We start from the raw sequence: 14,382 nt of genomic DNA, 5'->3' as shown, positions 1-14,382 counted from the left end.
CCCACGCACAGCTGGCCATGCTCCGCACGTTTAACACGCGCCGCCTGACCTGACCAGCACATCACAATCGCAACCGACCGCAACAACTCTCGCTGTTGCCGTCAGCTACCAGGAAAAACGAAGGCGACTACCACTCGTTGTCCCCATATACTCCAGTAGGTGTGGAAACCACGGTGCCATTGTCACCACGGACATACTCACCTGTGGCACTCTCTTCCGGCCGCTTTTCCGTTGCCGGAGCAGGAGCCACTTCTTTTACTTCTTCTGGCTTCTCTTCTTCCACTGGAGTCTTCGCACCATTTTCTACTTCACGTACATCGGTGGTTGGCGCATCGGTCGTGCCGCCATCGCCTGCAGGTTTTACTTCCTCATGAGTCTTGAACTTCACAGTAGTAGTCCCCTGGGCATCAACAAACTCGACAGTGTCGTTGCCGTCTCCAGTGAAAGCGAACTTCATAACCCCGCTTGCGGTGTCAAAGTTGGCATGCCTGTCATTCAGCATGACGTCATCAGCCCACTGCTCGAAAATGTACATCTGACCCTTGGAAATCTCCTGGTCTGTTTTACAAGCACTGGTATCGCTACACGCACCAACTGTACCATCACCAACAGAGAGGATCAGATACGTGGGCGTCCATACCCCATCAACACGTTTCTGCGCGTCGCCGTTGCAAGCACATGTGCTAAAGGTGCCGTCATCCTTAACATCAACGTTTTGCACAGTGAGCCTTTCACCGCCCACTTCTATATCTATATCAAACAACATACTCAACCCCTCTCAAAATACTCTAATTCGACACGGCGCCACTATAACACATGCAATAGGGTCAGCACAACAAGTGTGTGAACGTATTTTCTTGCAACTTGCCGGGCGATTAATGGTTCTACAACGGTTGGCGTGAACAACATCTGTGTGGGACAATCTTCAATGCGTCCTTCACCGCCGCGTTGTGCAGCAGACCATGGGGGCGGCACCGAGCCATAGCGCTGTGATTGTGCAAGGTACACTGCACGAAACAAACAGTTTGTAGCGCCTAGTAAAGGTAGGAGCGCGGTTTCTGTGCACGCTCGGCCGGGAAGCTGTTGGAATAATAACTAGGGATAGTAGGGACAAGCCTACTACATGCACCTCATGTTGTCCAAAAATTGCCCGGATTTTTCTTTACAGCGAGGAGTTTTTGCTATAACCACGTGTTGGTTGTTTTTGTTTGATTCCGAGGGGTGTGCTATGGTGGATTTTGGCGATTACGCTGTGGCGTCTGTATCCGTGACCGGTATTGTGGGCGATGCTGGTGGTTGCAGCTTTGGGGAGTATTCTGTGCCAGTGGGCCTTGAGCTGGGGGCATACGATGAGAATGAAGTGTATTTGTCATCCAACGTCACAAGGGTCACCGACGGCGAGTCTGTGGTTAGGGAAATCTGGGTCTACGGCAGTATGCACGTGGGTGATAATGACGGTGATGGCAAGGAGGAGGTCACTCTGAGAGACTTCTCCTGCGGCGAGCGCAGCCGCCCGAACGGCGTTCACACTGAAGGGGCTTACGTTTCCAAGTCGGTATACGTCGGGCATCCTATTGTTGGCCAAGAGCTGGATGACGCCTTGGTATTCCGGGCTCAAGAAGGCTGTTATGACATCGTAGTCTCGCTCGAGAAAAAGGCGAAGTAGTTGTTTTAGGCGGGCGTCCTGGGCTTTTCCCTGTAGGGAGGTGCGCTGGCGCGTCCGTCAGGTCGTTCCTGGCGGGGTGGTTATGTGCCGCCCCGCGCTATCTTTCCCAAAGTTGTGTTGTGGAAGACTCGGGGTGTATGTCCGGTATTGCGTGCGGGCTGGTGAGCGGGTGCCTTCCGTTAGCTGAGCAAAGTGGGGGTGGTCTTCGAGCTCTGGGTGTTCGCCGCGTCTCACCGTGGCTTTCTGCGTCACACATGACGGTCGTGTCTGCCGCGGTGATGGCTGCTAAGCTGTAAAGTTGTCGCTGGGGCTTTGGGCTCGCTGACGGGTGCGGGCGTGTGGTACGTACTGCAGATGTCTATGCGTTTACTGGATAATGTGGGTGCTGTACGCACATTTTGGTTGCATTTATCGTGATTTTCGTGTAGGTGAGGGTCGCACGCGTGTCCTTCGGGTTGCTGCGTTGCGACGGTTTCTTTAAGCTCGGAGGGGTTGTGCTCAGGTCTCTCGTAGGTGCCACTCTGGCAGTGTTGCTGCCTGCTGTCTTTCTTTACGGAACAGGTTCTTCTGCTGCCGAAGCTTTTGGTCCTTATGTAAGTTTCGGATATACGCCAGCTTGGGGAGGTGTTAGAAACCTATATGTTGGCATTCCTGGAGAGACTTGGTATGTCCTGCCCTATAAGAAAGATGTATCAGGTGATGAAGTATTATCCTGGTCTAGCTTTGACTGGTGGGGTAAGAACGGAGGTGCTCCTGGTGATGATCCAATAAAGTTTAAACGTATAAGCCCATATGGTGTCACTGGAGCTGTAGGCTATGCTCTGGGTGACACTAGGATAGAGCTTGGAGTGATTGGGCAAGAGTTTTCTGTTTCTGAAGTTAGTGGTAGACATTGGAAACAAGGAAACTCTTTGTTCTTGTTGCTAGGGAAGCGTAGTGCAGATCTTGTGAGGTGGTTGCGCCCCTACATTAGTACTAATGCCGGCGATGGTAAGTCCGTGGAAGAAGGTAAGAGGCTTAACAATCTTCTGCTCGCACTCCGCCGTGGCCTGAATGGGCTATCTGAATCCGGACGGAAGGCAGAAGCAGCAAGCGCGAAGATGTTGCTTAACTATGTTGGGTCGGCGACCATGCCCGGCCGCAACTGGTCAAGTAAGCCGGATGTTGTCGAACGGCTACATACCATGTTGGGGCAGGCGTTGCCTAAGGTCTGGCCATATCTTTCATATAGCGATAAGGACGAAGCGCGGCGTGCCCTGGGTGAGTATGGGGACAGCGGGGTTGTGGCGATTTCTGCTGTTGAGCTCACCGCTGTTACGGTTGTTGGGTGTCGCGATCTTGCGCTGTCGAATCTATTTACGGCCGCGGCTACTCGGAACTTGGATGCGTACGGTTGTGCTGGAATGGGGGTAAGCTTTGTACGCGGGGCCGGGAAGAATGTTGCGGAATTTGGTGCTGAGTTGAAGCTTGGTGTGAGCTACAAATTATCTCGCGCTGCATCGGTGTTTGTTGGCGGGGTGCTGCATAGAACTGCGAATTATGATTTTAACTTGCCCGTTATTCCTATGGGGGCTGATAGTGGGTCTGTGGCGGCGGCGGGAGGCCATGCAGACTACGCAAGGAATGAGGAGGCTCGGATCTCTTTTGGGGTGCTGAATCTCGCTGGAGAAGTGGGCCTGAGGTTTATACTCACGTAGCGTCTACTGATTGTGTTCTCCTCCAGTGGGGGCTATGTGTTGCTGATGTACGGAGGGTGAGGTGGTTAGGTCTTTTCTGTTGAGCGCGGTTGTAGCTGGGGCTCTTGCGTTTGGTTCGTCTGCTGTTGCGGCAGGGTTTGGTGGTGATGATACTGACTTTTACTTAGGATTTGGGCTTGCCCCGGCATTTGGGGATGTGGCGGATTTCTACGCTGAAGTTCCCGGTGCGGCGGATGCTGCATTGCCTTACCGGAAAGATGCCGTTGGTAGCTGGGAAACTTCCCCCTTTGACTTCGATTGGGAAGGGTCAGGCACTAAGGGGAGTAAATACCCAATAAAATTCCAGCGCAGGAGCTTGTTTGGAATGGTGGGAAGTGTAGGGGTGCGCCACTCAAATAGTAGATTGGAGTTTGAAGCAGCATGTGAGCGCTTTCCCGTCATGAAGGTGAGTGGCAGAACGTGGGCCAAGGGAGACTCAATATTCCTTCTTGTAGATGATGCAGTGGTACGGTTTGCTACAGGGCAGAGAAGTGCCGGTGATACCGATAATCAAGCTGTGAAGTCACTACACGACCTGACTGTCGAACATGCGGATCTTGATGCTTTATTCAGTGCGCTGAACACTGCGATCCAGCAGAGGAAGACAGCGCATCGTGAGGGAGGTGCTCTGGCACACACAGGAACGACCCGCGAAGATGCTTTAGCGGCGACTCAAATTGTTGCTCGGGCGTGGGGGCGCAAGTATGGATCAGGGGGTCTTGGTGCCGCGGAAACCAGGAGAAGGGCTGCGCTGCTGCTTGCTGCTGCAGCCAGGGTTGGTGCGGAAGAGCGTGAAATTGTTGAAAAGGCGCACATGATTGGAATTGCCCTTGGCGGCATTGGTGGATACAGGATCAAAATACCTGCGGTCGTGGCCAACACTTTTGGCGCAAACTACTGTTATGATATTTCTACTGTTAACGTGAGGGGTTTGTCCCCATACGGCTGTGTTAGCATCGGGATGAGCTTTTTGAAGGTGGCCGAGAACAGTGCTCCGAAGTTTACATATGGTGCAAAACTGGGCGTGAGTTACGAGCTCTCTCCACGGGCTAGGGTTTTTGTCGATGGAGCGTACCGGAGGGCTGTGGAGTACAGCGAACGGTGCCGCGTGTCTACGCTGTCTGCAGCGTCAGATTATAGTGAATATGTTGAGAGGGAAGATGTCAAGGCACGCGTGTCCTTTGGGTTGCATTACCTGGCACTGGAGGCGGGTTTGAGATTTATACTCGCGTAGCGCCCGCTGATTGTGTGCTCTTCCAGTGGGGGCTATGTGTTGCTGATGTACGGAGGGTGAGGTGGTTAAGTCTTTTCTATTGAGCGCGGTTGTAGCTGGGGCTCTTGCGTTTGGTTCGTCCGCTGTTGCGGCAGAGTTTGGTGGTGACGATACCGACTTTTACTTGGGATTTGGGCTTGCCCCAGCATTTGGGAATGTGGCGGATTTCTACGCTGAAGTTCCCGGCGCAGCAGATTCTGCATTACCTTATAGGAAGGATGCCATTGGCGGCGGGGAAACCTCCCCCTTTGACTTTGATTGGGAAGAATCGGGCACCAAGGGGAGTAAATACCCGATAAAATTCCAGCACAATAGCCTGTTTGGAGTTGTTGGCAGTATAGGCGTTCGCCACTCAACTGGTAGGCTGGAGTTCGAAGCGATGCGTGAGCGCTTTCCCATCATGAAGGTCAGTGGTAGGGTGTGGGCCAAAGGGGACTCAATGTTCCTGCTTGTGGATGATGCAGTGGTGCGGGTTGCGACAGGACAGAGAAGTGCCAATGACAGCGATAGCAAAACTGTAAAGTCGCTAAGCAAGGCGTTGCCCGAGCACCAGGATTTCTTATCACTGGAAGATGCGCTGAGCACTGCGGTACAGACGGTTACACTGAAACAGGGCGCTCTGGCACACACAGGTGCTGATAAACATGACGCTGCGGCGGCAGCCAGGATTGTCGCTATGGTATATGGGAGCCAATTTGGGAGGAGGGATGATACCCCTCTTACTCCTGAGCGGATGCGAAAAGCCATGCTGCTCCTTGCTGCCGCTACGGCAGTCGACAAGCAAGAGCGTGAGATTATTGACCGCGCACGTATGATTAGCGTCGCCTTTGGCAGTATTGGTGGACACAAAATCGAAATACCTGCGGTCGTGGCCAACACTTTTGGCGCAAACTACTGCTATGACGTTTCTACTGTTAACATGGGGGGTCTATCCCCATATGGCTGTGTTAGCGCGGGAATGAGCTTTTTGAAGGTGGTCAAGAACAGTGTTCCGAAGTTTACATATGGTGCGAAGCTGGGTGTGAGTTACGAGCTCTCTCCGCGGGCTAGGGTTTTTGTTGGTGGCGCGTACCGTAGGGTTATGGGGTACGGCGAGCGGTGCCGTGTGTCTACTCTGTCCGCGGCGTCAGGGTATCGTGAGTATACTGAAAGGGAAAATATCAGAGCGCGCGTGTCCTTTGGGCTGCATTACCTGGCGCTGGAAGCAGGGTTGAGGTTTATACTCGCGTAGCGCTCTATTGTTGTTTCCTCCTAGGTGGGGAGGGGATGTGTGTTGCTGATGTACGGAGGGTGAGGTGGTTAGGTCTTTTCTGTTGGGTGCGGTTGTAGCTGGAACTATCGCGTTTGGTTCGTCCGCTGTTGCGGCAGGGTTTGGTGGTGACGATACCGACTTTTACTTAGGATTTGGGCTTGCCCCAGCATTCGGGAGTGTGGCGGATTTCTACGCTGAGGTTCCCGGTGCGGCGGATTCTGCGTTACCTTATCGGAAAGATGCCGTTGGTGGGGACACTTCCCCTTTTGACTTCGATTGGAGCAGCGTGGGCACCAAGGGGAGCAAATATCCAATAAAATTCCGGCACAGTAGCCCATTTGGCGTTGTTGGCAGTGTGGGGGTGCGCTACTCGACAGGTAGATTAGAGCTCGAAGCAGTGCGCGAGCGCTTTCCCATCATGAAGGTCAGTGGTAGAGCGTGGACCAAGGGAGACTCAATGTTCCTTCTCGTGGATGACGCAATTGTTCGGCTTGTGACAGGACAGATTGACAGCGATGATCCGGCGGCGAGAGCTCTTCGTGTGCTGTCCTCTACTCGGTACGATGGGCTTCATGATCTTGCGAGTGCGCTGTCTGGTGAGCTTGGTACACGAACCGGGAAAGGGGCTCTAAAGCATGTAGGGGCGAGTTCGGTGGATGTGCACACAGCCGTCAAATTAGTTGCTGCTACGATTGGCTACAAATATGGGGGTCGGAGCGTCAGCACACATGACCAGAAACGCAAGGCCATGCTTCTCCTTGCTGCGGCGACTAAAGCCAAAACCGACAATAATGAAGAAATTTTGAAGAAGGAGCGGGAAATGATACTCGCAGCCCTCGGGCGCATTGGTGGATATAAAATCGAGATACCTGCAGTTGCGGCCAACACTTTTGGTGCCAACTACTGCTATGACGTTTCTACTGTTAACATGGGGGGTCTATCCCCATATGGATGTGTTGGCATAGGGATGAGCTTTTTGAAAGTGGCCAAGACCGGTACTCCCAGGTTTACATATGGCGCAAAGCTAGGTGTGAGTTACGAGCTCTCCCCACAAGCCAGTATTTTTGTTGATGGCGCATACCGGAGAGTTATGGAGTATAAAGAGCAGTGCCGCGTGTCTACGCTGTCTGCAGCGTCGGAGTATCGCGCGTATACTGAGGAGGAAGACGTCAAGGCACGCGTGTCCTTTGGGTTGCATCACCTGGCGCTGGAAGCGGGATTGAGGTTTATACTCGCGTAGCACCCTGCTGATTGCGTTCCCCCTCCAATCGGAGGGGTTGTGCTCAGGTCTCTCGTAGGTGCCACTCTGGCAGTGTTGCTGCCTGCTGTCTTTCTTTACGGAACAGGTTCTTCTGCTGCCGAAGCTTTTGGTCCTTATGTAAGTTTCGGATATACGCCAGCTTGGGGAGGTGTTAGAAACCTATACGTTGGCATTCCTGGAGAGACTTGGTATGTCCTACCCTATAAGAAAGATGTATCAGGTGATGAAGTATTATCCTGGTCTAGCTTTGACTGGTGGGGTAAGAACGGAGGTGCTCCTGGTGATGATCCAATAAAGTTTAAACGTATAAGCCCATATGGTGTCACTGGAGCTGTAGGCTATGCTCTGGGTGACACTAGGATAGAGCTTGGAGTGATTGGGCAAGAGTTTTCTGTTTCTGAGATTAGTGGTAGACATTGGAAACAAGGAAACTCCTTGTTCTTGTTGCTAGGGAAGCGTAGTGCAGATCTTGGAGGCTAAACTGGATTTATGCTGTTATCAGTGATGCGCAAGCGCACGAAGTGCCGTTCTAGCCCCTCAAAATTCCTGTCGTCAACGTCTGTGATCCATGTTTGGCATCCCACGTCTTTTATGGTCTGCACAAGCTCTTGCTTATGCGTATAATCCAAATGCGACATGATGTCGTCCAGCAACATTATGGGGGCCTGGTTGTGTACCTTGCGCTTCGCAACTGCTGCTGTCAACAACAGCGATAGCAGGAGGATTTTTTGTTCTCCGGTTGAGCAGTTACTTGCTGCGAGGTTTTTATCTGCGTTTGATATCTGAAAATGATCATTGTGGATGCCAAATGAGGTGAGCTGTCCATGCATGTCCTTCATTCTACTGTTTCCCAGCTGCTGCATGTACCGACTTACCGCATGTTCCTGGCTTTCTAACAGCTCGAAAACCGCACTATCTAGGTGTATGTTGAACTTCAAAAATGGGGAGTTAATGTCATTATCTGCCATGGTTTTTTGTAAAATCTCAAGTGCGTTGAGCCGCATCCGAGCGATGCAAACCCCACTTGCAGCCATGACATTTTCCAAACTCGTAAGCCAATTGACGTCCTGTGGGGCCTCGCGCAGAATCTTTCTTCTGTCACGCTTTGCCTTTTCGTACCGGACTATGTGAGAGGAATAATCTTTGTCGAATATGTGCACGACCCTGTCAAAAAACCTTAGGCGCTCTGATGGTGCTTTGAGTAAAATATGGTCCAACTGCGGCATGAGCCACACTATGCATAGCATATTGTGTAGGGTACTGTAGAGACCGGCCTTCTCGTCTATAAGCAGGCGACGTTTATTTTCGTGCTTTGTGATACTAACCGAACATTGTGCGTTACCACTCAGTACCGCATGGTGCACACTCCAGGGAGCGCTCGACTCACGGTTTTGCATACAAGCTGCACTGACATTGCGCAATCCGGGGCCCTTCGACAGCAAAGATATTGCCTCTAAAATGTTAGTTTTGCCTGATCCATTTTCTCCCAACAGCACAACTGAATGCCCGTGGCTTTCCAGTTCGGCCCTTGTGTAATTCCGGAAGTTACACAACTTAATGCTTTGAATACACGATCTTGGACTGGGGGACATATTAAGATCTTACGATAACAGCCCAAAACGCCAGGCTGGGAGGGCTTTTTGTATGCGCAGCTTGTTTCCTGCCTCTTCGGCTGTGTGCGAGGAAGGACCGCACGGCGCAGCTCTACCGACCTCCCGTTCAACATACGCTGGCATGCAGTGCAAAAGCATATGGCCATGCTTCGCAAGCGCAATAAGAAATTCATCGACCTGATGGTTATTCAGCACGTCTAGGTTAGTGGGGTTGCCCATCGAATGCCAAGAGTCAGAAGTGACAACATCTGCATCCGAAGCCGCATGCGCCAGCTCTGGCTCATAAGCGATGTCTGCACCTTCTTGTTGTGCGTCTTTCCGGGCCATGTTATCTGAGCACCGTAGAGTGGGTGTCAGAAGCCTAAACTTCAAAGCAGCGGCAGCCCGCACCTGGGAACTCAATACGTTGGTATTGCCGCACACCCACGCAACAGTTTGCCCGAAAATTGCACACCACTTTGTTGCCGCATAAGTTAAGATGCCAGCCAGCACCCGATACGGATGGCTCTTTTTGATGAGCGCATTGATCATCTGCACATTGCTGCGCAGTTTCATCTCCAGCAGAGCGGCGTGGCTTGCTGTACGCGGCACCATAAGGTCTACGTACTGCGACGATGCGGCATCGCGTACCGATTCACCCCTGTGTGGGTACACTTCACTTGCTCCGAGCACTATTATCCCGCTGCCCTTCTGGTTTATGTTGCCCTCAAAGGAAGCCCTGGTACGCGCGGAGGACTGACAAAGCGCCATGGCAATGTTTTTGCGCACAAGCGTGCCCGCCAACTTGTTGTACACCGTTTTGGTTTTTAGTTCAAAGCCTGAGATAACCCACATGCTTGCGCTGCTACAGCAGCCAATGTCGACGAGAGACCCTACCCCAGTTCCAGCAACACCCACGCCCTTACCTGCCCAACCTACACTAGAACTTCACTCTAACAATAGACACAAAAAACAGCACAACCACAAGCGCTAACAACAGCGCGAACACAGTGCAATTTTTTATTTTCCTTTTGTGTAAGAACTCCGCATCCACTGCAACTACTCCAGAATTCGCTGGCAGCCAAGGACAGCAACATTCTAGGGTTTCACCACAAAGGATGGTGAATGTCAAGAGGTTTGCATGTTGCCTGCGTGCTAAAATGACGTAAAACGCCCTACAAGCGCTTGTAACACAGCGTACCTGGGTCCACTGCCTGCGCCCGCAGCAGCACCGGAACAGGGCGATTATTGCTCCAGCGCACGCCAGCGCGGCCGGCTGACACGTAGGGAGCGTGGGGGTATAGGCAGGCTCCTGGCTTGCCCGCATCTACTGCGTGCAAAACTGGCGCCACACCAGCACAGAGCAAGTGGAGATAAGCGGCACCGCCACCCCGCAGGCGCCCATGCCGGGCCCCAGCACGGAGATTAGATATCACCGGAAACAGGGAGTCTCAGGGAACTCAATAACTCTGCTGTGATGTCACTTTGGAATGTGTGGCCTTATGAATGACAGTGCACATCCCAACAAATGCCTAAGGCCGCCGAAAACAAATCCGCATGGCCCCTTACACCACACCCCAACGTTATGATGACTAGCGGCACTACGTGCCACGCTAGCTGGCTTCGAAACAGCTGGGCGACTATGTTGCGTAGATGCAGCTGTCCGCCGTGCCCGCGCAACAGCGCGTGTGCTCTTTACCGCTGTGCGATCTTTCGGTGTTGCGGCTGCACGCGCCTTTTTTGTGCTGACTGTGCGCTTGCTACTTGTAGCCTTTGTCGCCTTGGTGCTACTTTTGGGCTTACTGCCGATAGTCTGTGACATGAATTAAACTCCCCCTTTGCGTTTGGAACAACCTCGGATTGTAGCTAAATGCTGTTGAGCCAACCCTAAATTGTGAAAACCCGGTGAAATTCTCGTCCATAACAGTTTGTAATTTCTTAATAATGGAGTTACAACACGCAACCCGATGCGCCATGCACACCTTTCCTATCAGTACCGGATAGCTGGAACATCTTGGGTTTTTGGATGATACTAGGGGTTTATGGCCATGCTGCTGGCGCCTTCTGGTAGTACGATTTTTGATCATTCATAGAAGGTGGTTGCAACGTTCCCACAAACAACAAACTGGAGGCCGAGCACATTTTGCGTTATTTAGAGTACTCGGAGGTTTTGGGGGTGCTACATATGGCAAACTTTGTAGTTGTAGATGCGTATGGATTTCTCTTCCGCGCGTATTATGCCCTTCCGCAGTTGCATACCTCTCAGGGGGCGCCCATAGGCGGTGTGTACGGATTTATCAATATTCTCTTGAAACATCTACTGACACACAATGCAGACTATATAGCAGTTGTTTTTGATACAGGCTCAAAAAACTTTCGCCACACCCTGTATCCACAGTACAAAATGAACCGACCAAGATTGCCTGAGGATCTGCTCAGACAATTTTCCCCGCTGCGAGAAGCAGTGAGTGCACTGGGCATTGCAAGTGAGGAGGTGCACAATTTTGAGGCGGACGATGTCATAGCTACGCTCAGCACGAAATATGCGTCTGAAGATGTTCAAGTGCGGGTAATCACTGCGGACAAAGATTTGCTACAGCTCATGGGAGAGCACGTGCAGATTTTTGATCCAATTAAGAATAAGTACCTGACAGATGAATATGTAGTTGACAAATTTGGTGTGACTCCTGACAAACTCCTGGACGTTCTCGCTCTAACTGGGGATGCCTCTGACAACATCCCGGGTGTGCCGAGTATTGGTGTAAAAACCGCTGCCAGGCTTATCAACCAATTTGGATCCTTAGATAACGTTTTGAGCTGCGCTGAGAAAGTTGAGCAGAAAAAATGTCGAGAAATGCTCATACAACACGCGGATCAGGCGTTACTCTCACGGGATTTAGTGTCCTTACAACGAGCAGTCGAGTTCGATGGAGACTTGAATAAGTATGCCAAAAAACTGCCTGACTCGGAGCAGCTGCTCGCTTTCTTAGAAAAGTACGAGCTAAACTCTCTGCGGGGGAAAATCGAGCAGTGTTACCAGATCTCTCTTGAGTCTCCCGATCGGCAGGGGGGAGCGGGAGAAATGCCGGAATCTCACACCGAAGACCCGGTGGCGTTTTTGCGTAAGTGTGAAAATGTTGGGTTGCTTGCCTTCCACGCAAAAATTGCAGACGGAACCATTAACGAGTTGTCGGTTGCCTATGATAGGGAACATGCGCTCACCGTACGTGGGGATGAGGTACGGAATTTTATGGATGCAGCCAGGCAAATTTTGGCTTCAGATTCTGTACTTAAAATTGTACATGATGCGAAGCTAATTATGCGGCATTTTCCGGATTTAGGGGCGTTCGATGATGTTATGTTGATGTCTTATAGTCTGGATGCGGGCAGTCATGACCACAGTTTGGCGGGTATGGCCTATCGTTACTTGCACCAGAAATTTCCGGCCAGGCTGGCGTGCACCCTTGTGCAGTTGCATGGGGTAATGAGAAACAAACTGCTCTTAGACAGGTTATTCACAGTTTACTACCAACTTGAAAGGCCGCTTGTGCGCGTTCTCTATGAGATGCAAGAAATCGGCGTTGAGGTTGATACAGAAATCTTGAAACAGCTCTCACAAGATTTTCATGGTTCCATACGCTCGCTGGAAAAGGAAATATATGACCTTGCTGGATGCAAGTTCAATGTTGCGTCCGCAAGGCAACTAGGCAAGCTTTTGTTTGAACGTATGGGGCTCAGCAGCAGTGCGAAGAAAATGCCGTCCGGGTCTTATTCTACGAATGCTGAGGTGCTTACAGAGCTTGCTGCAGAAGGGGTAGAAATTGCAGACAAGGTGCTGAAGTGGCGGCATTTTTCCAAGCTAAAAAGTACTTACGTTGACGCTTTGCTAAGACAGGTTGAGACCGGAACTAAGCGGGTACACACCAGCTATTCTATGATTTCTACTGCTACTGGTAGAATAAGCTCGAGCAACCCGAATCTGCAGAATATACCCATCAGGAGCAAAGAAGGCACCGAAATCAGAAAAGCGTTTGTAGCGCGTGAAGGCCACAAGCTAGTATCGGCAGATTATTCCCAGATGGAGCTGAAAATTATGGCCCACATTGCCGGGGTGCAGGCCTTCAGAGACGCCTTCTCCGAGGGAAAGGATATCCACATGGTGACGGCACAGCAAATTTTTGGTGATGGAGTCACAGATCCGGAACTCAGGAGAAGGGCGAAGTCTATAAATTTCGGGATCATATACGGTATGAGCCCATTTGGATTGGCAAAGAATGTCGGCATTACTAGGCAAGAGGCCAGCCAGTACGTAGCACAGTATTTTCGCTCTTATCCGGAGATCAAAAACTATATGGAGGCAATCAAAGCCTATGCAAGGAAGTATGGGTATACTAGAACAGCCTTTGGTAGGAAATGTTACATTTCTGGTATAAACAGCGAGCAACACACAGTCAGAGGTTTTGCAGAGCGTGCCGCGATTAATGCTCCAATACAGGGTACCGCTGCAGATGTTGTTAAAAAAGCGATGATAAATTTACGTAATAAACTCGAGGTTGGCGCAATAATTTTGCAAGTACACGACGAACTTCTAGTTGAGGTGCCCGAGAGCCATGTGGATAGGGTTGCAAAGTTGATGAAAGAAGTGATGGAGGGTGTCGCAAATTTTTCCGTGCCACTCAAGGTTGATATCGGGGTTGGTAGCAGTTGGGGTAGCATGGCAAAATTGGAGTCAGTATAAACGGCGGCGCTCTGTTGACGTCTACTCGGGTTATGGCTGATGTTAATTATTAGTCTAACTGCGCAACCGGTTTTGTTTGACAGGGTTACATCTTGAAAGACGGGACCTAAGAGCTATAATGCGCGAGAGTCGTGTTTGTTGGTTGGTTGTCTTGTTGGCCAAGAAAGAGGATTTTTTAAAGACTCCTAACGGCGGGCCCGAAGCCGCTAAGGGCGTAGTTGTTTCTGCTTCTATTCTATCTGCAGACTTTGCAAACCTTAGTGCGTCAGTCGCTGCAGTAGAGGCTGCTGGAGTTGACTGGCTGCATGTTGATGTTATGGATGGGTGCTTTGTGCCAAACCTAACGGTGGGCCCCGTGGTTATTGCTGGTATCAAAAAGTGCACTCGCCTAGTGTTGGATGTACACTTGATGGTTCAAACTCCGGCCCTGCACTTACGGAGTGTAATAGATGCCGGGGCTGATATCATCACCGTACATGCGGAGTCAGATGTGCACCTTTACAGGTTTGTGCGAGAGGTAAAATCCCACGGGAAAAAAGTGGGAGTGTCCCTGGTCCCTAAAACTCACCATAGCGCACTGGAATACGTGATACATGAACTGGACCTTGTGCTTGTGATGTCTGTAGATCCGGGGTTCGCGGGCCAAGAGTTTCTTACATCACAGCTGCGCAAAATAGAAAAAATCCGTACCATGGTGGAGAAGTACTCCTTGCCAACCAAGATATCGGTGGATGGGGGCGTCACTACGGAAAATGTCGGATCTATTGTCAACGCAGGTGCTGATGTGGTAGTGGTTGGTACATCACTTTTCAAATCTGCTAACATGTATAAAGTAGTGCAGGCCTTGAAGTCATTTTAGAAATA

Annotated in this window: 11 protein-coding genes; 8 read left to right on the top strand and 3 right to left on the bottom strand. The window is 51.0% G+C overall.

The window, feature by feature from the left end; translation table 11 throughout:
- Positions 1-127: 127 nt before the first annotated feature.
- Positions 128-766 carry a hypothetical protein gene (locus AMF_RS09615; protein ID WP_010270968.1) on the bottom strand — a complete coding sequence of 213 codons (639 nt, stop codon included), beginning with the start codon at positions 764-766 and terminating at the stop codon, positions 128-130.
- Positions 767-1,228: 462 nt separating this feature from the next.
- Between AMF_RS09615 and AMF_RS09610 the strand changes: the two genes are divergently transcribed.
- From AMF_RS09610 to AMF_RS09585, 6 genes are all read left to right on the top strand, one after another.
- A complete protein-coding gene (locus AMF_RS09610; protein ID WP_223822668.1) occupies positions 1,229-1,666 on the top strand; it encodes a hypothetical protein in 438 nt (145 codons plus the stop codon).
- A gap of 494 nt (positions 1,667-2,160) precedes the next feature.
- Positions 2,161-3,363, top strand: coding sequence for a P44/Msp2 family outer membrane protein (locus AMF_RS10145; protein ID WP_080510999.1), 1,203 nt, complete (start codon positions 2,161-2,163; stop codon positions 3,361-3,363).
- A 61-nt stretch (positions 3,364-3,424) separates the two neighbouring features.
- Entirely contained in the window at positions 3,425-4,636 is a 1,212-nt protein-coding gene (locus AMF_RS09600) for a P44/Msp2 family outer membrane protein (protein WP_012659134.1), read from the top strand.
- A 61-nt stretch (positions 4,637-4,697) separates the two neighbouring features.
- Positions 4,698-5,906, top strand: a complete 1,209-nt coding sequence (locus AMF_RS09595) for a P44/Msp2 family outer membrane protein (RefSeq protein ID WP_012659133.1) — start codon at positions 4,698-4,700, stop codon at positions 5,904-5,906.
- A 64-nt stretch (positions 5,907-5,970) separates the two neighbouring features.
- A complete protein-coding gene (locus tag AMF_RS09590; RefSeq protein ID WP_012659132.1) occupies positions 5,971-7,167 on the top strand; it encodes a P44/Msp2 family outer membrane protein in 1,197 nt (398 codons plus the stop codon).
- Between the two features lie 39 nt (positions 7,168-7,206).
- A complete protein-coding gene (locus AMF_RS09585; protein WP_010268812.1) occupies positions 7,207-7,668 on the top strand; it encodes a P44/Msp2 family outer membrane protein in 462 nt (153 codons plus the stop codon).
- Here the strand turns inward: AMF_RS09585 and recF are convergent.
- On the bottom strand, positions 7,665-8,780 hold the full coding sequence (gene recF, locus AMF_RS09580) for a DNA replication/repair protein RecF (RefSeq protein ID WP_012659131.1): 1,116 nt from the start codon (positions 8,778-8,780) through the stop codon (positions 7,665-7,667). The genes AMF_RS09585 and recF overlap by 4 nt on opposite strands.
- A 9-nt stretch (positions 8,781-8,789) precedes the next feature.
- Positions 8,790-9,698: a Rossmann-fold NAD(P)-binding domain-containing protein gene (locus tag AMF_RS09575; protein WP_011114630.1), complete on the bottom strand. Its 909-nt coding sequence runs from the start codon at positions 9,696-9,698 to the stop codon at positions 8,790-8,792.
- Positions 9,699-10,965: 1,267 nt separating this feature from the next.
- Here AMF_RS09575 and polA point away from each other — a divergent pair.
- Both polA and rpe read left to right on the top strand, forming a co-directional pair.
- On the top strand, positions 10,966-13,518 hold the full coding sequence (gene polA, locus AMF_RS09565) for a DNA polymerase I (protein WP_080510995.1): 2,553 nt from the start codon (positions 10,966-10,968) through the stop codon (positions 13,516-13,518).
- Positions 13,519-13,636: 118 nt separating this feature from the next.
- Entirely contained in the window at positions 13,637-14,377 is a 741-nt protein-coding gene (rpe, locus tag AMF_RS09560; protein WP_225349014.1) for a ribulose-phosphate 3-epimerase, read from the top strand.
- The last annotated feature ends 5 nt before the right edge of the window (positions 14,378-14,382 follow it).

It is taken from the genome of Anaplasma marginale str. Florida (assembly GCF_000020305.1).
Taxonomy (GTDB): Bacteria; Pseudomonadota; Alphaproteobacteria; order Rickettsiales; family Anaplasmataceae; genus Anaplasma; species Anaplasma marginale.
The sequence above is the reverse complement of the archived record's forward strand: the minus strand, read 5'-3'. Positions and strand labels throughout refer to the sequence as shown.